The organism is Brevibacillus invocatus, assembly GCF_003710915.1.
Taxonomy (GTDB): domain Bacteria; phylum Bacillota; class Bacilli; order Brevibacillales; family Brevibacillaceae; genus Brevibacillus; species Brevibacillus invocatus.
Genome location: NZ_RHHR01000009.1, coordinates 85,241 through 110,451 on the forward strand (window position 1 = coordinate 85,241; position 25,211 = coordinate 110,451).

Annotated in this window: 19 protein-coding genes; 1 reads left to right on the forward strand and 18 read right to left on the reverse strand. The window is 49.8% G+C overall.

Annotation, left to right across the window (positions count from 1 at the left end; all coding sequences use genetic code 11):
* Positions 1-152: 152 nt before the first annotated feature.
* The 14 genes from icmF to speE form a co-directional block, all read right to left on the reverse strand.
* Entirely contained in the window at positions 153-3,404 is a 3,252-nt protein-coding gene (gene icmF, locus EDM52_RS05095) for a fused isobutyryl-CoA mutase/GTPase IcmF (RefSeq protein ID WP_122907957.1), read from the reverse strand.
* A gap of 21 nt (positions 3,405-3,425) precedes the next feature.
* Positions 3,426-4,061 (reverse strand): TetR/AcrR family transcriptional regulator, encoded by a 636-nt coding sequence (locus tag EDM52_RS05100; RefSeq protein WP_122908121.1) that lies wholly within the window; start codon positions 4,059-4,061, stop codon positions 3,426-3,428.
* Positions 4,062-4,290: 229 nt separating this feature from the next.
* The gene (locus EDM52_RS05105) at positions 4,291-5,433 is read right to left on the reverse strand and encodes an acyl-CoA dehydrogenase (RefSeq protein WP_122907958.1); all 1,143 of its coding nucleotides are present in this window, start codon (positions 5,431-5,433) and stop codon (positions 4,291-4,293) included.
* Between the two features lie 74 nt (positions 5,434-5,507).
* A complete protein-coding gene (locus EDM52_RS05110) occupies positions 5,508-6,650 on the reverse strand; it encodes an acyl-CoA dehydrogenase (RefSeq protein ID WP_122907959.1) in 1,143 nt (380 codons plus the stop codon).
* A 29-nt stretch (positions 6,651-6,679) separates the two neighbouring features.
* Complete coding sequence (locus EDM52_RS05115) at positions 6,680-7,531, reverse strand: 3-hydroxybutyryl-CoA dehydrogenase (protein WP_122907960.1); 852 nt, start codon at positions 7,529-7,531, stop codon at positions 6,680-6,682.
* Between the two features lie 14 nt (positions 7,532-7,545).
* Positions 7,546-8,727, reverse strand: a complete 1,182-nt coding sequence (locus EDM52_RS05120) for an acetyl-CoA C-acetyltransferase (protein WP_122907961.1) — start codon at positions 8,725-8,727, stop codon at positions 7,546-7,548.
* A 191-nt stretch (positions 8,728-8,918) separates the two neighbouring features.
* The gene (locus EDM52_RS05125) at positions 8,919-10,997 is read right to left on the reverse strand and encodes a heterodisulfide reductase-related iron-sulfur binding cluster (protein WP_122907962.1); all 2,079 of its coding nucleotides are present in this window, start codon (positions 10,995-10,997) and stop codon (positions 8,919-8,921) included.
* A gap of 362 nt (positions 10,998-11,359) precedes the next feature.
* Entirely contained in the window at positions 11,360-12,709 is a 1,350-nt protein-coding gene (gene kamA, locus EDM52_RS05130) for a lysine 2,3-aminomutase (protein ID WP_122907963.1), read from the reverse strand.
* A 195-nt stretch (positions 12,710-12,904) separates the two neighbouring features.
* A complete protein-coding gene (locus EDM52_RS05135) occupies positions 12,905-14,341 on the reverse strand; it encodes a sigma-54 interaction domain-containing protein (protein ID WP_122907964.1) in 1,437 nt (478 codons plus the stop codon).
* 78 nt (positions 14,342-14,419) lie between these two features.
* Complete coding sequence (locus tag EDM52_RS05140) at positions 14,420-14,812, reverse strand: hypothetical protein (protein ID WP_122907965.1); 393 nt, start codon at positions 14,810-14,812, stop codon at positions 14,420-14,422.
* Between the two features lie 79 nt (positions 14,813-14,891).
* A complete protein-coding gene (locus tag EDM52_RS05145) occupies positions 14,892-15,317 on the reverse strand; it encodes a YwiB family protein (protein WP_245996522.1) in 426 nt (141 codons plus the stop codon).
* A gap of 40 nt (positions 15,318-15,357) precedes the next feature.
* Complete coding sequence (locus EDM52_RS05150; protein WP_122907966.1) at positions 15,358-16,596, reverse strand: MFS transporter; 1,239 nt, start codon at positions 16,594-16,596, stop codon at positions 15,358-15,360.
* Positions 16,597-16,739: 143 nt separating this feature from the next.
* Complete coding sequence (gene speB, locus EDM52_RS05155) at positions 16,740-17,609, reverse strand: agmatinase (RefSeq protein WP_122907967.1); 870 nt, start codon at positions 17,607-17,609, stop codon at positions 16,740-16,742.
* A 22-nt stretch (positions 17,610-17,631) separates the two neighbouring features.
* Positions 17,632-18,465: a polyamine aminopropyltransferase gene (speE, locus tag EDM52_RS05160; protein WP_122908123.1), complete on the reverse strand. Its 834-nt coding sequence runs from the start codon at positions 18,463-18,465 to the stop codon at positions 17,632-17,634.
* 381 nt (positions 18,466-18,846) lie between these two features.
* Between speE and EDM52_RS05165 the strand changes: the two genes are divergently transcribed.
* Positions 18,847-20,898 carry a transglycosylase domain-containing protein gene (locus EDM52_RS05165; RefSeq protein ID WP_122907968.1) on the forward strand — a complete coding sequence of 684 codons (2,052 nt, stop codon included), beginning with the start codon at positions 18,847-18,849 and terminating at the stop codon, positions 20,896-20,898.
* An 89-nt stretch (positions 20,899-20,987) separates the two neighbouring features.
* Here EDM52_RS05165 and EDM52_RS05170 read toward each other — a convergent pair whose 3' ends face one another.
* From EDM52_RS05170 to EDM52_RS05185, 4 genes are all read right to left on the reverse strand, one after another.
* Entirely contained in the window at positions 20,988-21,248 is a 261-nt protein-coding gene (locus tag EDM52_RS05170; protein WP_122907969.1) for a hypothetical protein, read from the reverse strand.
* A gap of 266 nt (positions 21,249-21,514) precedes the next feature.
* Entirely contained in the window at positions 21,515-22,012 is a 498-nt protein-coding gene (locus EDM52_RS05175) for a YwhD family protein (protein ID WP_122907970.1), read from the reverse strand.
* Positions 22,013-22,092: 80 nt separating this feature from the next.
* Complete coding sequence (locus EDM52_RS05180) at positions 22,093-22,413, reverse strand: hypothetical protein (RefSeq protein ID WP_122907971.1); 321 nt, start codon at positions 22,411-22,413, stop codon at positions 22,093-22,095.
* Between the two features lie 27 nt (positions 22,414-22,440).
* Positions 22,441-25,203 carry an alpha/beta fold hydrolase gene (locus EDM52_RS05185; RefSeq protein WP_122907972.1) on the reverse strand — a complete coding sequence of 921 codons (2,763 nt, stop codon included), beginning with the start codon at positions 25,201-25,203 and terminating at the stop codon, positions 22,441-22,443.
* Positions 25,204-25,211: the final 8 nt, after the last annotated feature.

A 25,211-nucleotide genomic window follows, 5' to 3' on the forward strand; every position in this document is an offset into this window, starting at 1 on the left:
GACTTGCTTACTGTATCGAAAGAATGAACTTCTCAATCGTACAAAGATATGAAGGCTATCATACAGTATTCCTTATTTTAGACGAAAATGCAAGGCTTTCAAACCCCGTAGAAAAAAACATATCCCTTGGTCAAAAACCAAGGGATCGGATGCTACATATTTCGACGATATTGGCCGCCCACTTCATACAAAGCAGCACTGATTTGTCCCAGGGAAGCTACCTTGACCGTCTCCATCAGCTCAGCGAAAATATTGCCTCCTGATACCGCCACTTCCTGCAATCGGCGCAAGGCCACAGGGGCTGTATCCCGATGAAGCTCCTGGAAAGACCGCAGATTGACGATCTGCTGCTCCTTCTCTTCCTCCGTTGCCCTAGCAAGCTCAATCTCGTAATCTTCCTCAGACGCATTCGGATTGATAAAGGTGTTCACGCCGATGATCGGCAGCTCGCCTGTATGCTTTTTCATTTCGTAATACATCGACTCATCTTGAATCTTGCCTCGCTGGTACTGCGTTTCCATCGCTCCGAGGACGCCGCCACGGCTGCTCAGGCGTTCGAATTCTTGCAGCACGGCTTCTTCTACCAGATCTGTCAGCTCTTCGATGATAAAAGCACCCTGCAGTGGATTTTCGTTCTTCGCCAATCCCATCTCTTTGTTGATGATCATCTGGATCGCCATCGCCCGGCGTACCGAGTTCTCCGTCGGCGTCGTGATCGCTTCATCATAGGCATTGGTATGCAGCGAATTGCAGTTGTCGTAGATGGCTACGAGCGCTTGCAGCGTCGTACGGATATCGTTGAAATCCATCTCCTGGGCATGAAGGGAGCGGCCCGAGGTCTGAATGTGGTACTTCAGCTTCTGGCTCCGTTCGTTGCCCCCGTAGCGGTTTTTCATCACTGTAGACCAGATGCGACGTGCAACTCGACCAATCACCGTGTATTCAGGGTCCAAGCCGTTGGAGAAGAAGAAGCTCAGATTCGGCGCAAAGTCGTCGATATGCATGCCACGGCTCAGGTAGTACTCTACATATGTGAAGCCATTGGCCAAAGTGAAGGCAAGCTGCGTGATCGGATTGGCTCCCGCCTCGGCTATATGGTAGCCGGAAATGGAAACCGAGTAGTAGTTGCGCACCTTGTGATCGATAAAATACTGCTGAATATCGCCCATCATCCGCAAGGCGAACTCTGTGGAGAAAATACAGGTGTTCTGTCCCTGATCTTCCTTGAGAATATCCGCCTGCACGGTTCCGCGTACAGTAGAAAGGGTATACGCCTTGATCTGGGCGGCTTCCTCCGCAGTAGGCTGGCGGCCTTCCCGCGCTGCAAAGGCCTCGAGCTGCTGTTCGATTGCAGTGTTCATAAACATCGCCAAAATCATCGGCGCAGGTCCATTGATGGTCATCGACACAGAAGTGCTTGGTGCGCACAGATCAAAGCCCGCGTAGAGCTTCTTCATATCCTCCAGCGTACAGATGCTGACCCCGCTGGTCCCGATCTTGCCGTAGATGTCTGGCCGATAATCTGGGTCCTCCCCGTACAGGGTCACAGAATCAAAAGCGGTGCTGAGGCGCTTCGCTTCATCATTTTGAGAAAGGAAATGAAAACGTCTGTTGGTGCGCTCTGGTGTCCCTTCCCCGGCAAACTGCCGCTTGGGGTCCTCGCCCTCCCGCTTGAACGGGAACACACCTGCTGTGTACGGGAATTCTCCAGGTACATTTTCTTTCATTGACCACTTCAGAATCTCGCCCCAATCCTGGAAGTCGGGTAGAGATACCTTGGATATCCGCGTACCTGAGAGGGATTCGCTGAACAGCTTGGTCACGATCTCCTTGTCGCGAATCTTGGTGACCAATTGGTCCTGCCTGTACGCTTCCTTCAGCTGAGGCCATTTTTCCAGTATGTGCTGACACTCCGGATGAAGTTTGGCTTCAAAAAGGGCAATCTGCTTATCCAGCACTGCCACTAATTCCTCCGCGGTCGCTTCACCTGATGCCAGGAGCGTTTCCTTTGCCCCGTGCAGTTGGAACAGCTTTCTTGCAATCCCGGACTGCTCTTCTGTATAGACACGGTATTGTCGCACCGCATTGGCAATATCCTGCAAATAATTGACGCGTTCTACCGGAATTAACGAAGTTTTATGAATCTTAACCGGTGTCGCATCGAGCTGTTCTACAGACCAATCCACACCCGTTTTTTCTACAATCCTGCGCATCAGCGCGGCGAACAACACATTGGTGCCGGGGTCATTAAACTGGCTGGCAATGGTCCCGTATACCGGAATCTGCTCGTCTGGCAAATCAAACAGCTGGTGGTTGCGTCGATACTGCTTGCGCACTTCCCGCAACGCGTCCTCCGAGCCTTTTCTCTCAAACTTGTTGATCGCAATCAGATCAGCAAAATCGAGCATATCGATTTTTTCCAGCTGGGAAGGGGCACCGAATTCACTGGTCATGACGTACATCGAGACATCGGAAACCTCTGTCACCTGTGCATCGCCCTGACCGATCCCGCTCGTCTCGACAATGATCAGATCGAAGCTGGCTGCCCGTGCGACACGGATCGCATCCTTTACCGCTGCCGAAAGCTCAGAACCTGATCTGCGTGTAGCCAGGCTGCGCATGTACACCCTTGGCGTATTGTTTGCGTTCATGCGAATCCGGTCACCAAGGAGCGCACCACCTGACTTTTGCTTGGATGGATCGACCGACAAAATCGCCACCGTCTTGTCTTGGTACGTGCGAATAAAACGTCGAACCAGCTCATCCGTCAGGGAGCTTTTTCCTGCCCCACCCGTTCCTGTAATACCCAGGACAGGGATGGTTACCTCCGGCTCTGATACCTTTTTCAGTACCGAATCTTGCCATTCCGAATTTTCCACTGCGTACTCCGCTACAGAAATCAGACGGGCAATTGCCTGATGATTCTGCTCGCGAAGCTCACTCAGTTCCTGATCGATTTGTTTCACTGTAGGAAAATCGGATTGCCGAATCATGTCGTTAATCATGCCCTGCAAGCCCAGTCTACGCCCTTCATCCAGGGAGTACAGCTTGCATACGCCATAGGACTCTAATTCGCGGATTTCGCGTGGAACGATGACACCGCCACCGCCGCCAAAGACACGGATGTGTCCAGCTCCGCGCTCTTTCAACAGATCAATCATGTATTTGAAATACTCGACATGCCCGCCCTGATAGGAGCTGATGGCAATTCCCTGCGCATCCTCCTGTATAGCAGCGGTTACGATATCGTCAACGGAGCGGTTGTGTCCCAGATGGATCACTTCCACTCCCGAAGATTGCAAAATACGACGCATAATGTTGATTGAGGCATCGTGACCGTCATACAAACTGGCTGCAGTCACAAAGCGGACCTTGTTTCGCGGACGATACACTTCTGTTTCCATCGTTCCACTCTCCCCGATAGCTTATTGTTCGGAGACGCTGATTTCACGAAGCAAGAGTGCAATCTGCTTCTCCGTAAATTCTTCCAATGTATAATGCTTGTGCAAAGCCCAACGACGGAACACCCACATCTCTGCCAAAACCATGATGTTATCCGCCATCAACTTGACATGCTTCTCGTCGATGTTGATAGAGCCGTCTGCTATTCCTTTGCGTAGAATTTCCACAAAAATTTGAGCAATCTCTTCTTCGCGCCCCAGCACATAGCGCAGGGTTTCTTTTGGCAATGATTTGGATTCCTGATAAATCAGGAGCACGCGATCACTCATCTGGTCCATCACGCGAATCAAGCTTTTCAGCGCCAGTTTCATGATCTTCAATCCAGTGCCGTTAAAATTGATCGCTTCTCTCAAACGTGTCTCCATCTCGGCATGAATCGCATCACAAACGAGATACAGCACGTCTTCCTTGGACTCGATGTATTCGTACAAGGTTCCGATGCTAAAGCCGGATGCGCGGGCAATTTCCCGTGTGGTCGTTTTATGAAAGCCTTTATGAATAAAGAGATCAACGGCAGCTTCGACAATCTGTTCACGCCGTTTTTCAATAAGCTTTGGATCTTTTACCAGGGAAGGTATCGTTCTTTTTTTATCAGACACAATGAAACCACCTTTCAAACTGACTGAGCGTTTGGTCAGACATATGTTGGAAAGAAAGGAAAAAAAACGCTCTGCTGTGATACGTATCGCCATTATTATACGCGAGTGTAAAGCGGAAGCCAAATCTTTCTTTTCCATCAATGAGAGGGGAAATGTGCCTTCGAACGTTGAGACCAGACGGGAGTGCATGACGGATCACGACACTCCCACACTGCTCCCTGAACCCATTCTATTCTTTCAAGAGGAAATTGCTGATCACGACGCGCTGAATCTCGTTGGTACCTTCGTAGATTTGCGTGATTTTGGCATCGCGCATGAACCGTTCTACCGGATACTCACGCGTGTAGCCATAGCCGCCGAATACCTGCACCGCTTCTGTCGTGACTTCCATCGCAATGTCACCAGCAAACACCTTGGACATCGCTGACGCCTTTCCATACGGCAGTCCCTGGTCCTCGAGCCATGCTGCCTGGTACGTCAAGAGACGCGCCGCTTCGATTTTGGTTGCCATATCCGCCAGCTTGAACTGGATGGCCTGCAGAGAAGCAATTGGCTTGCCAAACTGATTGCGCTCCTTGGCATACGCTACCGCATGCTCAAATGCTCCCTGTGCGATCCCCAATGCTTGCGCGGCAATGCCGTTGCGTCCTCCGTCCAAGGTCATCATGGCAATCTTGAAGCCTTGACCTTCTTCGCCCAAAATATTTTCTGCAGGGACCCGGACATCTTCAAAGTTAATAGCCAGCGTCGGCGAGGAGCGAATTCCCAGTTTCTTTTCTTTTTTGCCCATCGTAAAGCCAGGCATGTCTTTTTCCACGATGAAGGCCGTGACGCCTTTATGCTTGAGTTCAGGCTGGGTCACCGCGAACACGATGTAGATTTCCGCTTCTCCGGCGTTGGTGATAAAAATTTTGCTGCCGTTCAGGATGTAGTGGTCGCCGTCGCGAACAGCGGTCGTGCGCATTCCTGCCGAATCAGAGCCGGAGCCTGGCTCGGTCAGACAGTAGGCACCCATTTTCTTGCCTTCTGCCAGCGGACGCAAATATTTTTGCTTCTGTTCCTCCGTACCGAACTTGTAGATCGGCCAGCTTGCCAGCGAAACCTGTGCAGACAGAGTCACACCGATGGAAGCATCCACACGGGAAAGCTCTTCAACTGCAATCACATAGCTGAGATAGTCAGCTCCAGCACCGCCGTATTCCTCTGGCCAGGGAATTCCCGTCAGCCCCAGCTCTGCCATTTGCTCAAAAATCGAACGGTCGAAGCGTTCTTCCTCGTCGCGTTCTGCTGCTGTCGGTGCTACCTGATTCTCTGCAAAGTCACGAATCATTTTGCGAAGCATTTCTTGTTCTTCTGTCAGTTGAAAATTCATCTCTTTCACTCCCCCAAATAGACGTGTCTGTTTCCCCGGTCATCGTCAAATCTGCTGCAACGAGTCAGGGCGTATTATTCAGCAAGCAATTGCTTGGTGATGACAAGATGTTGAATTTCATTGGTTCCTTCATAAATCTGCGTAATCTTTGCATCCCGGAAAAGGCGTTCTACCGGATATTCACGTGTGTAGCCATAGCCGCCGAATACCTGGACAGCCTCTATCGCCAGCTTCATGGCAGCATCCGATGCAAAGAGCTTTGCCATCGAGGCTTCTTTCGTGCAGGGAAGCCCCTTGCTGCACAGCCAAGCTGCTCGATAGACCAGCAGACGTGCTGCTTCAGCCTTGGTCGCCATGTCCGCCAGTTTGAAGCCCACTGCCTGAAGCTTGCCGATCGCCTGACCGAACTGCTTGCGTTCTTTGGCGTATTCGGTAGCGTAGTGAAGGGCTGCTTCAGCGATCCCTAGCGCTTGTGCCGCGATACCGATCCGTCCTTTATCCAGATTGGCCATCGCGATGGTAAATCCTTCTCCTTCATTCCCCAAAAGATTGGCTGCCGGAACGACGGCATTGTCGAATACGAGCTCTGTCGTATTGGAGCCGTGCAGCCCCATTTTCTTTTCTTTTTTACCAACAGTCAGACCGGGGGTATCCTTATCTACAATAAAGGCGGAAATGCCTCTTGCCCCTTTACCCGGATCGGTTACTGCAAAGGTAATGTACGTATCCGCTACCCCGCCGTTGGTAATGAAGATTTTGCTGCCATTGAGAATGTAGGCATCCCCTTTGCGAACAGCCTGTGTACGAATACTGCTGGCATCCGAGCCTGCATGCGGCTCTGTCAGGGCAAAGGCTCCCAGATATTCACCTGTCGCCAATTTCGTGACGTATTTATGCTTCTGCTCTTCCGTACCAAAATAGAGGATGGGATTGGTTCCCACAGACGTATGGACGGAAAGAATGACACCCATTGTTGCGCTGACCTTCGCTATTTCGTTGATCGCCAGAATATAGGAGACAAAATCAGCCCCTGCACCTCCCCACTCTTCCGGTACCGGGATGCCCATCAGCCCCATTTCTCCCATCTTTTTGACAATGTGGAGCGGGAACTGTTCCGTCTCTTCCATAATCGGAATAAACGGCGCCATCTCCTTGTTCGCGAAATCACGAACCATGCGACGCATCATTTGCTGCTCTTCATTGAAATGGAAATCCATCTTAGTCCTACCTTTCTGCCTTCATCTCGTCAGTTGTACTCGTAGAAACCTCGACCGGATTTTTTACCTAGCCATCCCGCTTTTACGTATTTGCGCAAGAGCGGGCATGGGCGATATTTTGAATCGCCAAAGCCTTCATAGAGCACTTCCATGATCGCGAGACACGTATCAAGACCAATAAAATCGGCGAGCTTGATCGGACCCATCGGATGATTCATCCCCAGCTTCATCACTTCGTCGATCGCTTCGGGAGTCGCTACTCCTTCGTATACGCAGTATATGGCTTCGTTGATCATCGGCATCAAAACACGATTGGATACAAACCCCGGAAAATCATTCACGCTGACCGGAACCTTTTCCATTTGCTTGGACAGATCCTCCGTGAGCTGATAGACCTCATCGCTGGTTTGCAGGCCACGGATGATCTCGACCAGCTTCATGACAGGAACAGGGTTCATGAAGTGCATCCCGATGACTTTCTCAGGACGTTTGGTAACCGCTGCAATCTCTGTAATCGGCAAGGAAGAGGTATTGCTCGCCAGAACCGTGTGTGGCGGACAAATCTCGTCCAGACGGACAAAAATCTCAGATTTGATCTTCATGTTTTCCGTTGCTGCTTCGACGACGAAATCCACATCCCGTGCGTCAGCCAAATCGGTGGAAGCTACCAGCCGTGCAAGAATGGCTTCCTTGTCTGATGCTGTCAATTTGCCCTTCTCTACATTGCGGGACAGGTTCTTTTCAATAGAAGCTAGACCGCGATCCACAAAATCCTGGCGAATATCATGGAGGTAGACACGAAAGCCTGCCTGAGCTGCTACCTGTGCGATTCCACTGCCCATTTGTCCTGCGCCAATCACCATAATGGTTTGTACATTCATATCAAAAGGCCTCCCTAATCGACTTTGATCAAAATGGCATCCCCTTGTGCTGCGCCACTGCAAATGGCTGCGATTCCCAAACCTCCGCCACGCCGCTTCAGCTCGTAGGCCAGATGCATGATAATCCGTGCTCCACTGGCCCCGATCGGATGACCTAGCGCGATTGCTCCACCATTTACATTTACTTTTTCTTCGTCCCAGCCGACGATTTTACCGCTGGTCAAGGTAACGGCAGCAAAGGCCTCGTTCACTTCAAAGAGAGCGATTTCGTCCAGTGCTACGCCTGTCTTTTGCAGCAGCTTTTGAATCGCCAAGCCTGGAGTCGTAGCGATATACGGCGCTTCTGCTCCGACCTGTGCGTGTCCTAGAATCGTAGCTAAAGGCTGTATTCCGAGCTCCTGGGCTTTGGCATCCGACATCAGCACCATCGCGGCTGCTCCGTCGTTGATGCCTGGCGCGTTGCCGGCAGTTATCGTTCCGTCCTTTTTATATACGGGCTGCAGTTTAGCCAATCCCTCTATTGTCGTATCCGGGCGCGGCCCTTCGTCAGTCGCTACCAGCAAGGGCTCGCCTTTTCTTTGCGGGATGGAGACAGGTACGATTTCCTCCGCAAATAGTCCATTCTGCATCGCTTGCGAGGCCCGCTGCTGACTGCGCAGCGCCCACAGATCCTGGGCTTCACGCGTAATGTCGAACTCCTCTGCGACATTACTGCCGTGAACGGCCATCGGCACCTGATCAAAAGGGCAGGTAAGGCCGTCGTACATCATCAGGTCGCGTACGGTTGCGTCACCCATACGCAGGCCGTAACGAGCATCAGGGATTGCATACGGGACGTTGCTCATGCTCTCCATGCCACCCGCTACGATAATCTCGCCATCTCCCGCACGAATGATCTGATCGCCCATCGTGACGGCACGCATCCCGGAGGCACATACCTTGTTGATCGTCTCGCTCGCTACCTCCCATGGAAGTCCCGCTTTGCGCGCTGCCTGGCGGGAGGGCACCTGACCTGCTCCAGCCTGTACGACCATCCCCATGATGACCTCGTCCACCTGATCCGCTTCGACACCAGATCGCTCCAAAGCCGCCTTGATCGCTACGGCCCCCAAATCCACGGCAGATAACGCTTTCAACGAGCCGCCAAATTTGCCAAAAGGTGTGCGAGCTGCGCCTACAATCACTGTTTTAGTCATCTATCCGACCCTCCGCTTCGATGATCTATTTTTCGGCCTAGCCGTTTTTGAATACATACCCAACTGATTGAGCGGTCGCTCATTTTTATTCTACTCTCATTTTGCCCCTTGGTGTTGCAATAGTCAATGCATTTGAAAAAGAAAAAGTTGTACTACCTTAGCAGTACAACTTTTCCCAGAGCGGCGATGAATCAGATCGCGTCTGCCAGAATTTCGGCTACATCGCGCGTCTTCACTTGCTCTTCTTGCTCCTTCATTTTCACACCATCGTTCATCATCGTCAGGCAGTAAGGGCAGGCACTTGCGATGGCAGTCGGATTGACTTCCAGCGCTTGCTCGGTCCGCGCCACGTTGACGCGTGTACCCTCGTGCTCTTCCATCCACATCAAACCGCCGCCGGCACCGCAGCACATACTGTCGCAGCCGCTGCGTTTCATCTCGACCACTTCCACGCCCGGGATCGCTTCCAGAATTACGCGTGGCTTGTCGTAGATTTCATTGTAACGCCCCAGATAACAGGAATCGTGGTAGGTGATGCGCTCTTTTACTTCTTTGGTCGGGTTCAGGCGACCTTCCTTGACCCACTGCGCCAGCAGCTCGGAATGATGGTACACTTCCGCCTGCAGCCCAAATTCCGGATATTCGTTCTTGAACGTATTGTAGGCGTGCGGGTCGCAGGTGACGATCTTCTTCACCTCATACCCTTCGAACAGCGCGATGTTCTCCTGTGCCAGCTGCTGGAACAGGAATTCGTTCCCGATGCGGCGGGCCGTATCGCCGGAGTTTTTCTCCTCCGTGCCCAAAATGGCAAACTTGACGCCTGCTTCGTGCATCAGTTTGACAAAGGCTTGGGAGATTTTTTGGCTGCGCAGGTCAAACGAGCCCATTGAACCAACCCAGAAGAGGTACTCAAATTCTTCTGCTTGCTTCACGGTCGGCACCTCGTACTCGCCGTTCAAGCCCTCGATCCACTTCAGGCGATCCTTCCGGTTGATTCCCCACGGATTGCCCTGGCGCTCGATATTGTTGAGCGCACGCTGCGCCTCAGCTGGCATGCTTCCTTCCGTCATCACCAGGTAACGGCGCATATCGATAATTTTGTCTACGTGCTCGTTCATCACCGGGCATTGGTCCTCACAGTTGCGACAGGTGGTACAAGCCCACAGCTCCTGCTCTGTGATGACATCCCCGATCAGGTTCTTGTCGTATACTTCTGCAGCAGCTCCCTCGGAAGCAGCAGCTACCTGAGAGGATTGCACAGCGATCTGATTCGCTGTTGTTTGGGAAAATGCAAAGCTGGGCATCCACGGCGTGCGGGATGTAACGGCAGCTCCCTTTTCTGTCAGGTGATCGCGCATCTTCGTAATCAGATCCATCGGAGAGAGCATCTTGCCCGTTCCCGATGCTGGACACATATTCGTGCAACGCCCGCATTCCACACAGGCGTACAGGTCAATCAATTGGGTTTGCGTAAAATCCTCGATCTTCCCTACTCCAAAGACTTCCTGTGATTCGTCTTCAAAGTTGATGCTGTTCAGCTTTCCAGGCGGGTCCAGCTTTTTGAACCAGACATTGACCGGCGCAAACAGCAAGTGAGCGTGTTTGGATTGTGGGACATAGATCGCAAAACCGAGCAAAATGATCAGGTGCAGCCACCAGAATACATAGAACAGCGCTGCTGCTGCGGTGGGCCCCACACCGATAGCGGTAAACAAGCCAGCCAATACAGAAGAAATCGGAGCGAACACAGATCCTTCATGACCAAGCCAGATCAGCTCGAAAGCAAGCGACAAAAGAACCGTAGCCATCAGAGAGGAGATCAAAAGCAGGACAATACCGGATTTGAAGCCGCGCTTGAGACGCTTCAGCTTTTCGATATAACGACGGTAAAAGGCATATCCGACTGCCGCCAGGATCAGGAAGGTCGTTACCTCCTGCATCAAGCTAAAATACTTGTGAGCGCTACCAAACGGAAGCTCAAAGCCCTTTGACAGCCCTTTGATGATCAGCTCAATCGCACCGAATTGCAGAATGATAAATCCGTAGAACATCACGACGTGCATGACACCGCTCTTTTTGTCCTTCAGCAGCTTCTTGTGAAAGATGACGTTGTCCAGCATCAGGTTGATTCGTGCACCAAAGTCGTCCTTCACGTCTGGCTTTTTGCCGAGCTTAATGAAGAGATAACGGCTGTACACAACATGACCGGCCAGGTACAGCCCGTACGCAAGCACCAGGATAAAGGCGATCAGGTTTATAAGTGCCAGCATGATTTTCAACTCCCCTTCTTGTCTGATTGTCTATTATTTTCTATCTTATCAGAATCAACCGAAAAAATGAATGGCTATTCACTCATTACCCACATTCCTGAGCGAGGTATTTCGAGCGACCGCTCAGTCTCGCGTCAGTCTTGTTCTTAATGATACAACCAAACCATTACATATGACCACACTTTTATTAGAAAACTTGGCTACGCCAAGCTTTTGGCGGAGCCTTAGTTGCACTTATACTATCTTCCGCTAATCTTTTTAGCGCTTTAGCGCACTTAAACTTTCCGATAGTATAAAAAAAGCAGCTGCCGTTTTTTTCTTCTGGCAGCTGCTTTGTGGACTAGCTAGTTCGTTTCCAAACGTTATTTTCCGGATGCTTCTTTAGGGGACTCCTCTTTTTTCGTTTTTTGCTCGGTGCGCACATCAGCAAGTGATTTCACCTTGGTAGCCTTGATGCGCTTGTTGCGTGGCAAATCTGTCGGCTCCAGGTTGTCTGCTTCGTCCTGCATAAGTGCCGCGATACCGACTGCTTTACCTTTGGCTGCTTTACAGAATTCGCAGTTTTCCTCGTCATGCTCATGGTAGTTTTTTGGCTCCGGATAAGAGGTGATTACACCTTCGAAGTTGCGCAGCACGACTTTGTCGGATGCCTGCGAGATGATATAGTTCGGGCTTACCGGAATTTTCCCTCCACCATGCGGAGCGTCAACCACGAATGTAGGAACGGCATAACCGGAGGTATGGCCGCGCAGGTGTTCAATGATTTCAATCCCTTTGCTGACTGGTGCGCGGAAGTGACCGATTCCTTCAGAGAGGTCGCATTGATAGATGTAGTAAGGACGAACGCGAATTTTGACCAGGTCCTGAACCAGTTTCTTCATGGTGTTCGCGCAGTCGTTGACACCTGCCAAGATAACAGCCTGGTTGCCCAGCGGCACACCGGCGTTGGCCAGCATCTCACACGCTTGCTTTGCTTCTGGCGTGATTTCCTTTGGATGATTGAAGTGTGTGTTGAGCCAGACTGGATGATATTTTTTCAGGATGTTGCAGAGATTTTCCGTGATGCGTTGTGGGAAAACAACTGGCGCACGCGTACCGATACGGATGATTTCCACGTGTGGAATCTCGCGCAAGCTGCTGATAATGTATTCCAGAACACGGTCGTTGATCAAGAGACCGTCTCCGCCGGAAAGCAGAACGTCACGCACTTCTGGCGAGCGGCGGATATAGTCGATACAGGCATCCAGCTGTTTCTTCGGCACGCCCATTCCGATCTGACCGGAAAAACGGCGGCGCGTACAGTAGCGGCAATACATGGAGCACTGGTTGGTTACAAGGAACAGCACGCGGTCTGGATAGCGGTGCGTCAGACCCGGTACAGGTGAATCTGTATCTTCATGTAAAGGATCTTCCATGTCGTACTTGGTGCGCACCATTTCCGAGGACAGTGGAACCGACTGCATACGAACCGGATCGCTCGGATCGTCTGGATCCATCAACAGTGCGTAGTAAGGTGTGATATTGAGTGGGATTGTCTGCGTGGAAATGCGGACACCCTCTTCTTCCCCTGGCGTCAGATTAATCACTTGCTTCAAATCATCTACCGTTCGAATGGTGTGAGTGAGTTGCCACATCCAGTCATTCCATTGTTCGTCTGTCACGTCTTTCCACAATTCGATTTGGCGCCAATCACGTTTGGTTGCTACCGTCATTTCGTCACAACTCCTCTTCATCGATGGTGTAACCTCTAATGGTTCATTCACCGAAAAGAGAGTTGCAAGTGTCGTGCCAACCAAATCGAAATATTTGGAAAATGGAGAATAGCGCGTTCTGAAAGGGTTTTCAAGCTACGGACAAGCTCAGCAAATCTGATCACCAAACGCTTAGGGTGCCGGATTTTCGGCAATTTAATTGATCTCAGGTGTGGACCGCTGCGATAGCTTATACTGCAAGGTTTGTCTGGGAATGCCCAGAAGCTTGGCAGCTCGGAGCACATTTCCCCCGGATTGTTTCATCGCCTGATCGATCATTTGCTCCTCCAGCTCTCGTACGACCTCCGGCAGAGTACGTCCCTCTGCAGACCAAGACGCTGCTTTTCCCTCTACATGAGCTGTGGTGCGCGAGGATTCGCTCCCATTCTGCCGATCCAGCAGGTGTGGTGGCAGGTGCTCTCGCTCGATGATCTCTGCCTCTACCATGTTCATCGCTGCTTCAACACTATGCTCCAGTTCCCGAACATTGCCCGGCCAATCATAGCTTTCGAATAACTGCTTCACTTCCATGCTGATGGATTGGACGCTCATCCCGAACTTACGGTTGAACAACTCGATAAAATGGCGAACCAATAGCTCTATGTCCTCTCTTCGTTCGCGCAAAGGCGGCAGCTCAAAGGAAACGACATTAATACGGTAGTACAAATCGCTTCGCATCTGCCCGCGTTGAACCAGTGCTTGTGGCGCTTCGTTCACAGCAGCGATGACACGCACATCTACCTTGGAGGTCTGACTACCACCGATGCGCCGAATCTGTCCATCCTGCAGAACCCGCAGCAGCTTTGCCTGCAAATCCAATGGCATGCTGTTTAATTCATCCAAAAACAGCGTCCCCCCGTCAGCAAGCTCAAATAACCCGGGGCGGTCATCGGCACCCGTAAAGCTGCCTTTTGTTGTACCAAAAAGCAAGCTTTCCAAAAGAGAGGCAGGGAGCGCCGCACAGTTTTGCGCAATAAACGGTTTCATGCTTCGTGCAGACGACTGATGGATGGATTGGACAAACAGCTCCTTGCCTGTGCCCGTCTCCCCGTAGATCAGCACAGGCGAAGAGGTTCTTCCTGCTCGTCGTCCCCGCTCGATCAAATGCTTCATTGCCTCGTTTTGTGTCAAAATATCCTCAAACTGAAAGTACACCCCGTCTGCTTGACGCTTTGTTCGTTTGGGCTTGCTGATCTGCGCCTGCAAATCAACCAATCGTTCAGAAAGCTCTTTCAGCTTTCCGATGTCCTTGGATACCTCTACTGCTCCGACCAGCCTTTTACCCACACGCACCGGGAGCGTCGTATTGATTGTTTCTACGCGCAAGCCCTTCCAGTTGGTAAACGCCTGGGGCTCATTATAGATCGATTCCCCGCTCTCAATGACCCGCAGCAACGTACTGGAGTGCCGATCGAGGGAAGGGAAGACTTCCAGCAAGGGCTTGCCCAACACTTCATCCGGTGTCAATCCATCCAATCTGGCTGCTACATGATTATAGAAAATCGTGATTCCATCTGCATCGACCACGTGAATTCCTTCATCAATAGCCCCCAGTATGGCTTGCAGCATTTCTACCGTGTCTGACAACGGCATCCTGTTATTCCCTCCTCTGCAAACGAACTGCCAAAAAACCATCACTATGCCGAATTTTCGGCATTTTTATCTTGTTTATTATCGATGCTTTTCCATTTGAATCATCAGCATCACGGTATAGAGCAAGTGACCCAGCACCCAAATCAAAAATCCCGTCCAGGACATCACAGTTCCGCTCAACCAGCTAAAGATCACATAGGCAGCGGCAAAACCGAGATTCCAGTATCCCAGGTAACTGGCTACTCCTCTGGATTGACCGCGCGGATAAAAATACATCAGAAAAAAGGCAACTCCGATACTGATCAGCAAGTGAATCAACAGCTCGACGATTGAGGGCAAGTTTTCCATCCCAGGCACATAGCTGACATCGATCAGAACGGAAAAGGTATCTGTACCAAAAAGCCCGTCACCCAGCGCCAAAAAAGCAGCTAGTCCCAATCCTGCAATGAGTCCATTGACAAGAATAAACATGATCTCGTCTTCACCTTCCTCTCTTGCTGCAAGTCACTCCCTATTGTACGTGCAAAAAACCGCCCTTGCCAAGGACGGTTTATGGTTGTACCCGTATCTTCAGTTGATGCTCGCCTGCATATTGCTCGCTCATCCACAGCTGATAAGCGATTTCCACCAGTGCTGGTCTGTCGTTCTCGTACTGGATACGCAGCTTGCTGGTATGTGTCTCCATGTCAAACGGTCCATACGGGCTTTGATAGACTGAATGCGTACTCTTCCCCTTTTCAAACTGCTGTCGGGTAGAGACATTTCCTTGGCGGATCAGGGTGACCGCACCCTCTCCCAGCCTTAACGTCGTTGCGACTTCACCGACTCCCTCCAGCTGCTCTCGATAAGTGAGGTACCAGGCGTTGGCCTTTTTCACGCATTTTCCCGCGTAGTCATGGACAGTCTCTTCCTGATTCCCTTCCACGAGATGCTTGGCTGTCAGTTGGATGTTTACATCTTGCATGCTGATTTCCACACTCCGCTTTCCTTATGCTTCGTTCATTGTACGATCAACTCTATTTCGGTGCAACTTCCTTGGCACGCTCTGCATCTATCAGCAAAAAGCGCATCGTACCTACAACCCCGACTGCCGCCAGCAATAACAAGCCCGCCAGAATCAAATAGCCTGTGCCTGCACCTGTATGGTCGATCAGGAGGGTAAAGAATCCGATCAGGATAAGACGCATCATCATGCCAATCGAATTGAAAAAGCTCATCACTCGCCCCATCATGTGCCTAGGTACCATCGACATGTAGAGCGATTGCCGAATCAAGCGTACAGAAGCATTGCACCAGCCATAGAACGTGTACGCTGCAATCAAGGCCCAGCCGTACGGCAAAGCTACCATCGATACCATCGCCATCGCAAAGAGCAGGATGTTGCCGACCATCGCCTGAAATTCGCCCAGCTTTTGTACCAGGACGAGGATCAGCAGACCAGCCGCTACCGCACCGATTGCATAGGTCATCTCAGCTAGCGAAAACGTGATGACATCCGCTTTCAACGTCTGATTGATGTAAACAGGCTTCAGCAGATTCGTCGCCATCACTACAATAAACGGCATGAAGGCAGCTATTCCGAATATGAGAAAACCGCGTTTTTCCCGAATGTACGTCCAGCTTTGCCCAAGCTGCGTCAACCAGGACACGCCCTTGTTGGCTCTGGCTTCTCCTTCCAGGCTGAACGTGTATTTCATCGTGGATAAGAGACTGAAAGCAAACAAATAGGTACACGCATTGAAAATCAGAACCACATGCAAGCCATAGTATTGAAGCAAAATGCCCGCAAGTCCCCCTGACAAGACAGAAGCCGTCTGCCCTTCAATCTCCAGCAGACTGTTGATGCTGCCGTAATGTCTGGGCTCATAGCTCTCTTGAACAAGCGCTGATTGCGTCGGGTAGTGAATCTGGTACATGAAGGTGGTAACCAAATAGATCAGGATCAGCATCCACTCTGAATATGTACCCCAGAATCCCCATATGGCCAAAATGCCCAACACCGTAAAGCCCATCAGATTTTCAAATAGAAGCATTTTTTTGCGAGAAAACCGATCTATCAACGTTCCGATATAAGGCCCGATAAAAAACATCAACAGAGCAGACGTAAACATGGTCGAACCGAGAAGCTGCGCCGAACCGGTCTTCTCCACCAGATACCAGGCAATTCCGATCATGGTCATCCCCTGACCAAATCCAGAAAACAGATTTGAGAAAAAGAGCTTGCGAAAATCCGGATAAGCAAAAACTTCTCTCATGCTACACAACCCCTTAGCGTGGTAATTCCTTCAATCGTATTTAGCATACACTTTTTAAAATACTTTGTAAATTAAAATGTTTATTAACTAATGATGAAAGACGTCTTCGACCGTACAGCCGAAGACGCCTGAAGTGCACATCATTATTTTACGAAACCAAGCAACAGCTCGCGCACGATCTTGGAAGCCACGATTTGGGTCATCTCACTGTGATCATAGACAGGAGCCACTTCCACCAGGTCGCAACCGATCACGTTGGCACCGTTGTTGGCCATGAAGTGGATGGTATCCAGCAGCTCGCGGGAGGTAATTCCTCCTGCCTCGGTCGTACCCGTGCCTGGAGCGTGTGCTGGGTCAAGTACATCGATATCAATCGACAGGTAAATCGGGCGGTTACCGATCGTCGGCAATACCTGCTTCACCGGCTCCAGCACGTCGTATTTATACAGATGCATGTTTTCCTTTGCCCACTCGAACTCTTCCTTCATCCCGCTGCGAATCCCGAAGGAATACACGTTTTTACCACCGATCAGACCGCATGCTTTCTTGATCGGAGTGGAATGGGAGTAAGGATAACCCTCGTAGTTGTCACGCAAATCGGTGTGCGCGTCAAAGTGGAAGATAACCAGGTCCTTGTATTTCTCATACACAGCCTGGAATACCGGCCAGGAAACGAGATGCTCGCCGCCCAAGCCAAGAGGGAATTTGCCGTCCACCAACACTTGGGAAACGAAAGAGCGAATCGCGTCCAGACTTCCTTCCACATTGCCAAAAGGCAAAGGAATGTCGCCTGCATCAAAATACTTGATGTCTTCCAACAGCCTGTCCAGATACGGACTGTACTCTTCCAACCCGATCGATACTTCGCGGATGCGGGCAGGGCCAAAACGGGAGCCTGGGCGGAAGCTAACGGTCCAGTCCATCGGCATACCGTAAATGACAGCCTGGCTTTCCTCGTAATTGGCATGGCTGCGGATAAAGACATTGCCGGAGTATGCTTCGTCAAAACGCATGGCTTCTCTCTCCTCTCCGGTCTTAGTCGCGGGTCAATTCCGCTACGAAGTTAGGCAGTTTGAATGCTGCGTGGTGAATGTCCGCATTGTAATATTTCGTATCCAGGTCCTTGATTTGGCTTGGATCTACTTCCAATGGATCATACTTCTTGGAAGCAATCGTAAAGCCCCACAGACCGGATGGATAAGTCGGGATGCTGCATGTGTAGTAACGGGTAACCGGGAAGATGGATTTCAGATCTTTGAACACGCGTTTGATCAAATCGCGGTTGAACCAAGGCGATTCATTCTGTGCAACCATGATGCCATCCGGCTTCAGTGCATCGTAGATACCCTGATAGAAGCCTTTTTCAAACAGTCCCACTGCAGGTCCTACTGGCTCTGTAGAGTCAACCATGATCACATCGTACTCACCCTTGTTGTCGTGGATGTGCTTGATTCCGTCGATCACTTGTACATCTACGCGAGGATTGCCTGTCAATGCGCTGGCAATTTGAGGGAAGTATTTTTTGCAGGTCTCGATCACTTCTCCGTCGATCTCAGCCAGGACCGCTTTTTCTACAGATGGATGCTTCACGATTTCACGGATCGCTCCGCCATCTCCACCGCCTACTACCAGTACCTTTTTCGGGTTCGGGTGAGTATTCAGGGCTATGTGGGTAATCATTTCATGGTAAACAAACTCATCCACATCTGTGGTCATGACCATGCCATCCAGTACCAGCATGCGACCAAACTGCTTGGTCGTGATGACATCGATTTGTTGAAACTCTGATTTTGCGCTGTATAGAGTATCCGTAATTTTTGTTGTAATTCCGTGATTTTCCGTCTGTTTCTCGGTGTACCACAATTCCATATTCATGGTTATGTACCCTCCTTCAAATAAACGCATGAAATACAAGCATCATAGACAAGCAGAAAACCTAGCTTCGCACCTTAGGTACGGGCAAGGTTTCGTCGGCAATACCATCCATTTTCACACCGGCAGACTAGCTGACAGTACAAGAAAATTATAGTAGTTGCTACCCAAAATGCAAGGTTTTTTTGCAAGCGAAAAACGTGCCGACGCTTTTCAAAAAATAGTTGTAACAGTTTGCGCATGAAAAGACGGTCTTGACCGTTTCTTCTTTTGTATTTAGGCAAGTTTATCCAGCCCGAAAACGACCCATACTGGAAGTATTACGGGTCTTAGTATGCCCTTATTTCAGTGTTATACCGAAAGAAAGGAGGCGAGACGATGGAGGTCATCCGTGAAGCTCCACTGATTCGCTATCTTCGTTGGGCCAAGCAATTCTTAAAATTTCTCATACTCAGCCTTTTGTTCGCTTCGTTTGCTGTCCTGCTTCTGCTCTTGTACCTGCGCTCTCAACCACTGCCGGAAGCTTTTATCAAGCAAACAACAACAATCTACAGCGCGAATGGCGAGGTACTGGATACCATGCATCGTGGAGAAAACCGGATCGTGGTTCCCCTGCACGAAATGGCGCCAGACCTGGTAGATGCCACCATCGCTATTGAGGACCGCGCTTTTCGCGAGCATTATGGCTTTGACTTTAAACGACTCGGCATGGCTGTCTATGTCAATGTCATCAATATGGACAAACAGCAAGGAGCAAGTACCATTACCCAGCAATTGGCACGCAATCTGTACCTCACGATGGAAAAAACCTGGGATCGGAAAATTCGGGAAGCGTTTCTCGCCATCCAGCTGGAGCTGAATTACAGCAAAAACGAGATTCTGGAAATGTACATGAACCAGATCTATTATGGCCACTCCGCATATGGTGCTCAGGCTGCCGCTCAAACTTTTTTTGGCAAAGACGCGAAGGACCTGACCTTGGCGGAGTCCGCCATGCTGGCCGGGATTCCTAAAGGCCCCAGCTACTACTCTCCTCTGGTCGATTTTGAACGGGCCAAAAACAGGCAAAAGCTGATTTTGGGTGCGATGGAACGAGAGGGAATGATTACGGCGCAGGAATCCGAAACAGCGTATGCCGAAAAGCTGACCTTCCGCGAGCGGTCAACGGAAAACACCGCCGATACAGCCCCTTATTTCCGCGATTACATCGCCAACCTGGTGAAAAACAAATACGGGATTGATGAGGAGCTGTTTATTCATGGCGGGTTGAAAATTCATACGACTCTTGATCCCGTCATGCAGAAAAAAGCGGAGGAAATTGTGGCGCAGGTCATGCCGAAGGATAATCCAAACCTGCAGGTCGCGCTGGTAGCCATGGACCCGCTCACCGGTCATATCAAAGCCATGGTAGGTGGTCGTGATTATCAGCAAAGCCAATACAATCGCACTCTCGCAAAACGACAGCCAGGATCAGCTTTTAAGCCGATCATGTATTTGGCAGCTCTGCAAAATGGATTTACCCCACTGACCATGATGAAAAGTGAGCCTACGGTCTTCACCTATGACCGCAACAAGCAGTACATTCCGAGGAATTTTGGCGGGCGTTATGCCAATGCGATGATCAACATGCGGGAAGCGCTGAAGACCTCCGATAATATTTATGCGGTCAAGACCATTGATTTCCTCGGTCCACAAAAAGTGGTCGACGAAGCGAAAAGATTGGGCATTACCAGCCCATTATTGGCCGTTCCCTCATTGGCATTAGGTACTTCTCCCGTGTCTCCACTGGAATTGAATGCAGCCTACGTCGCAATCGTCAATCAGGGTGAAGCCGTTGCGCCGATCGCGATCATTTCTATCGAAGACAGCAAGGGAAACATCCTGGTTGAGGAAAAAACCGTGAAAACGCGAGTCGCTGATCCTGTGGCATCCGCACTACTCGTGAACATGATGCAAAGTGTTTTTGAGCGCAGTGGAACCGGTTATCGGGTCGCGAACGAGCTGAATCGTCCAGTCGCTGGAAAGACAGGTTCGACCGACGTAGATGCTTGGCTGAGCGGTTTTACTCCACAGCTGGTATCTACGGTATGGGTTGGATACGATAAAAACCAGAAGGTCGACGATGTAAAGGAAGGATATTTGTCCAAAAAAATATGGGCGCAATTCATGGAGAGCTCTTTGAAGGATCAGCCTCCTGCCTTGTTCAACATGCCTGCAGGTGTCGTCTCGGTATATATCGATCCCGCATCCGGCAAGCTGGCTACCGAGCATTGCCCTGCTCCTGAATTGTTCTATTTTGCCACAGGCACGGAACCTCAGGAGTATTGTACGGATCACCTGCCAGCGAATGAATCGCCAACGCCTTTGCAGCCACCTGACTCATCCTCTTTCTGGCAGCGGATGGGCAGCTGGTGGAAGCCAAGCGAATAGAAATGGAAAAGAAGGGACGCTGCATCGTCCCTTCTTTGTTCTGTGATAACGCCCCCGCAATGTGGAGCAACGGTCACAGCCGTTTGGACTTACATCAAGCTCTGACCATTTTTCTCCCCGCCACCGATGACACCGTCACCGTCAGCGAAGACATGGTCATTACAAACTGTAATCAGACCGGCATGCTCCAACTGCTCCAATACCTCAAACAAGCTTTCCCGTTTACCAGCAGGCAGTCTGCCGATAAACCGATTGATTTCTTGAGGGGAAACATGGCTTTGAAAATGAACACCGCCAAACTTCGCAAAGTGCTCATTGCTCGCAGCTTGCTCACGAGGTTCCTGGTTCACCGGGTAGCGCCCCTTCCGTCAGACAGTTTGGTTGTGCACTTTTATTGTTCCGCAACAGCACCGTCGCATGACCTGAAAAAAAAACCTCTCCTCTAAAAGAGAGCGCTTTCAATAATACAAAGACAAACAGGGAAAGAGTGACGGCTCTTTCCCTGCTTGTTGACCTAGTGTACGTGTACACAGATATGAAAATAAGTTTACCTGACTTCAATACTGGTAACAATTGATTTCACGATTTGTTCACAGACCGTTCACGATTTCCAAGTTCAGGACAAATTTTCTTTCAGTTCTTCAGAGGAATTCTCCCACATAGCAGCATTATTATCGATTAAAAGTTTTTTCAGAGCTGCCTTTTCTTTCTCACCCAGCTCCGATACCATAATGCGGCGCTTCATGGAATAATCCATCCGGTTCACATGATCGGCCAAAATCTTGTATCCGCGACGCGCCTCGCGGTCAATCTCCATGTAGCAGGCAGTCGCTCCAGCGTAATACGGACCCTGTTCGTTGCGGTCGATGGTTACCCATACCAACCAATACGGCTTTCCATTCGGTACCTCTTCCTTGTTGGCGGTCCATTTGATTCCTTTTTCTACTGCGCTTTTCGCGTGCAGAGCTCCCATATCGATATAAGCTTCTTCGCCATCAATAATGACAGAGGAAACAGCATTTAAATCCAGAACACCCTGGCCAAAGCCACCGTGTACATCCGTTTTGCCGCTCATGATAGTAAAGCCGCCTTTTTTATTATCAAAAATATCCACGTTATTCGCCCTCCCGAATAGATCTGCTACCCTTATTCTACTCGGAAACCCGATGTGAAGCAATTTGCCGGTGCGCCCGGTTATTTTGCTGTCGGGTGCTGCTGCCTGCTCGCTCGTTTGCGAAGGGCTTTATCCACCAGATACAAATAGACGGTAACCATCCAGGTGGTATGAACAACCATTGGAATTTTAAAATAGTAACTATTCAATATCCAGCTGTCTTCCGGTATAGCGAATTCATATGCGAGAAAACTGATGATAGGTGTAATCAGCAGTGATATCCACACTCGAAATCTAACGAATAACGATAGTGTTCCGACAATAACAATCGCCATCCAAAATCCCGGTTGCAGCCACGATTGAATGATCGGCGCAAAAAAGAAAGCTGTAAAACCGTCCATTTCCAATTCCTCCATGAACTCAAATAGCTACTCTACTTCAACCAGTCCATCTGGACCCAAAATGAACTCCCTTCCTTCCTCGCGATATCGTTTGGAATCTTCAGATGAAAATTGTCGGACTATGATTCGAGAAGGATTTTCCTGGTTTTGCTGCGATGACCATTTAAACGCAAGGGGCTGTTGGTCTTTTACGTGTACGACGATGATCTTATCGTGGTATTCAATAGAGAGGTCCTCCCACCATTCCTTCAGCTTGGGTTCGAGCGTCATTTCCCTTCCATCCTTTTGAATGGTCACTGAGGGAAAGGTACCGTCCTCGCTCTTGATAATATAGTAGAGATAATCGAAGTTCTTCACTGCCGATGTACGTATGCCAGATTGCTTTTCGTCCTTACCTTGCAACAAATCAATGACCTGTTCGATCACCTGTGGAATCAGCGGAAGTTTGGCATGCTCTCCGGTTACATAGTATTTCTTCTTGATATCTTTCAGGGAGTGGTTAGCACTTTCATATGGCACAGTACCATCGCCTGAGTTGTTATCATAAAAGGGAACAAATTCCTTGGTCGCTTTGTCAAAGAAATAACCTAACAAGGTGGCTTGTCCCTGGCCGATAATACTGTATTGCGGTACATTGATTACTTTATTGTCCCATTTGTCATGCAGCTTGATTGCTTGATTCAACAAAGGAAGATAAGTTACTTGCAGGTCTTCATCCCGCAGGAGGTCATTGTAGCTGTAGTTCGCTTTCTGGTTTTTTTTCAGAAACGAAGAAGCGTGCACATATTTTTTGGAAGGCAGTAATTCGTACACTGCTGGAGCATATTCGGATATGGTCTTGCCTGTCCCCGCATCAAACAAGGGAATGCCAAAATCATAGCCGTGTTTGATCGCCTGATACGCTCTAGGAGAGCCTAGAAACGGCGTTCCCATATAAATGATTCGATTTACCTTCGACTGATACGAAATGTTGGATAAAAGCGTTTCTCTTACTAATAAACCTCCCATACTATGAGCTACCAGATGGACCTGCCGTGCACCTGTTCTTTGTAGGGCGAGATCAATTTTTTCTTTTAAATGTTTGGCGTTTTCAGCATTACTATACCGCCAGTCATATGGCATCGCATATATGGTACGGAACTGTAGGTACCCTTTCTTTCTCAATTCTTTTATCATGCTGTCGTATTGTTCAGATGTCTCATGTGCAGTAGGGATTTTTGTGTTGTAAGTCAAATATTGAATAGCTCGAAATCCTTCGTCTGCTCGTTCTGGGAATATCCGAATACCATTCACACGAGGTTTTACCTCCACGCTGCCCTCTCTGACTGGCATTAACGATAGGACCCTACGATGATGTGGGTCGTTATATTCCGTCATAGCCCTCCCCAGCGATAGCCACGCTTCAGAAATACTTCCGTTCTCTTCCACCTCCAGGCGCGAGCCGCCTATGCCAGGAATGAAAATAACGGGAATCGTATGAATCTTGACATCGAGCTTGTACGAGTTTGCCGTAAACCCGGAAGTGCGGCTAGCCATAACCTTGATTACATAAGTTCCCGGATTGGCGTTAAATACGATCTCCTCGTCAGCGTTTCTCGGCTTTTCTGACTTCCCGAGCAGCTTTCCCTTTTCATCGAGGAGCTGTACATCTATGTCCATCCCCGTTGGTATTTCTGCCAAACGGACGAACAAGGTCGAGGTACGCTTGAAAGAAAAGCGGTAAAAATCCACATCCTGCAAGCTGTGCAAATTGGCTTTCAGCGTTTGCTCGACTCCCATGTCGTAGGCATTTGCCAACGTGTTATTTGGTTCGTATTCATCCGACTTTACGTTGCCCTGCACAGACTGAAAATCGATGCGCAAACGGTAGCTGTGGTGTGGATCATGCGAATTGCCCGCACCTTTTACCATCACGTAGTACCATTCTCTTCTCTCTGTCCCTACTCCCTCTATGATTTCTTCCGCTTCCCCCGAAAGCTCCGAACGCGCCAGCTCTCGTTCATTGACATCGAATACGTACAGATGGTAATCCTGTTTATTCGGAATGTCACGCAGAGAGACATTCATCACGCCATTTTCTGTCGCCCTGATTTTCCAGAAGTCTACATCACCGCTTTTTCCGATCTTGCCAAACGCATCCTGCTTATCAAAAAGCCAGTCCGCTTTTTTGACAGTGTCATTGGGCTCCATCTCAAACACGACACGACTGCTGCGAATGTCTGCCTCCTTTGGCTTCTCACCTGGGGCAAATTTTTGATAGAACTCCTTTTCCCATCGCTCTAGTTGAGTAAATTTTGCTGCTTCTTCCTTTGGTTCGGGATTTCTGTCCTCCTCCCTTTCTTCCAGCTTACGCATTTCCAAAAGACTGTCTTTTTGAGCTGCTTTCTTGTCCCAATCAGCTTTGCGCAGCTTCCCAGCGTCTTTCGTCTCGATCGTATTCGGAAGCTGTACCTCCCAGCGACTCACCTGATCAGTCCTGGAGGAGGTCGATCTTAATGCCACTTCAAGAGATTGGTGCGATTCAGGTACTAGGGCAACAGAGAGACGCGAAGCTTTTCGATAGGTACGCGATTGCTCCCAATCTTCCTGCACGATGGTTAATTCAGATTCCTCCGGCGCTTTCGCAAAAGCGATCTGCAGTCGTACCTCGCCATCCTCGATCCAAGCAACGGCTTCTTTTATAATCGACTCGTCCTCCCTTTGCTTTGCCCATCCTGCCGGAGCCACACTGCCCACGATCAGCACGAGAATCGCTATCAGCTGGAGCAGACGTTTGAAGGATTTCCTCAAAAAAATAC

Excerpts from the sequence above, each read along its gene's own strand:
- EDM52_RS05180 (WP_122907971.1), bottom strand. The coding sequence starts at position 22,413 with ATGGACGGTTTTACAGCTTTCTTTTTTGCGCCGATCATTCAATCGTGG.
- EDM52_RS05105 (WP_122907958.1), bottom strand. The coding sequence starts at position 5,433 with ATGAATTTTCAACTGACAGAAGAACAAGAAATGCTTCGCAAAATGATT.
- EDM52_RS05165 (WP_122907968.1), top strand. The coding sequence starts at position 18,847 with ATGGAGGTCATCCGTGAAGCTCCACTGATTCGCTATCTTCGTTGGGCC.
- speE (WP_122908123.1), bottom strand. The coding sequence starts at position 18,465 with ATGGAATTGTGGTACACCGAGAAACAGACGGAAAATCACGGAATTACA.
- EDM52_RS05135 (WP_122907964.1), bottom strand. The coding sequence starts at position 14,341 with ATGCCGTTGTCAGACACGGTAGAAATGCTGCAAGCCATACTGGGGGCT.
- icmF (WP_122907957.1), bottom strand. The coding sequence starts at position 3,404 with ATGGAAACAGAAGTGTATCGTCCGCGAAACAAGGTCCGCTTTGTGACT.
- speB (WP_122907967.1), bottom strand. The coding sequence starts at position 17,609 with ATGCGTTTTGACGAAGCATACTCCGGCAATGTCTTTATCCGCAGCCAT.
- EDM52_RS05150 (WP_122907966.1), bottom strand. The coding sequence starts at position 16,596 with ATGAGAGAAGTTTTTGCTTATCCGGATTTTCGCAAGCTCTTTTTCTCA.
- EDM52_RS05110 (WP_122907959.1), bottom strand. The coding sequence starts at position 6,650 with ATGGATTTCCATTTCAATGAAGAGCAGCAAATGATGCGTCGCATGGTT.
- EDM52_RS05140 (WP_122907965.1), bottom strand. The coding sequence starts at position 14,812 with ATGTTTATTCTTGTCAATGGACTCATTGCAGGATTGGGACTAGCTGCT.
- EDM52_RS05115 (WP_122907960.1), bottom strand. The coding sequence starts at position 7,531 with ATGAATGTACAAACCATTATGGTGATTGGCGCAGGACAAATGGGCAGT.
- EDM52_RS05120 (WP_122907961.1), bottom strand. The coding sequence starts at position 8,727 with ATGACTAAAACAGTGATTGTAGGCGCAGCTCGCACACCTTTTGGCAAA.
- kamA (WP_122907963.1), bottom strand. The coding sequence starts at position 12,709 with ATGACGGTAGCAACCAAACGTGATTGGCGCCAAATCGAATTGTGGAAA.
- EDM52_RS05125 (WP_122907962.1), bottom strand. The coding sequence starts at position 10,997 with ATGCTGGCACTTATAAACCTGATCGCCTTTATCCTGGTGCTTGCGTAC.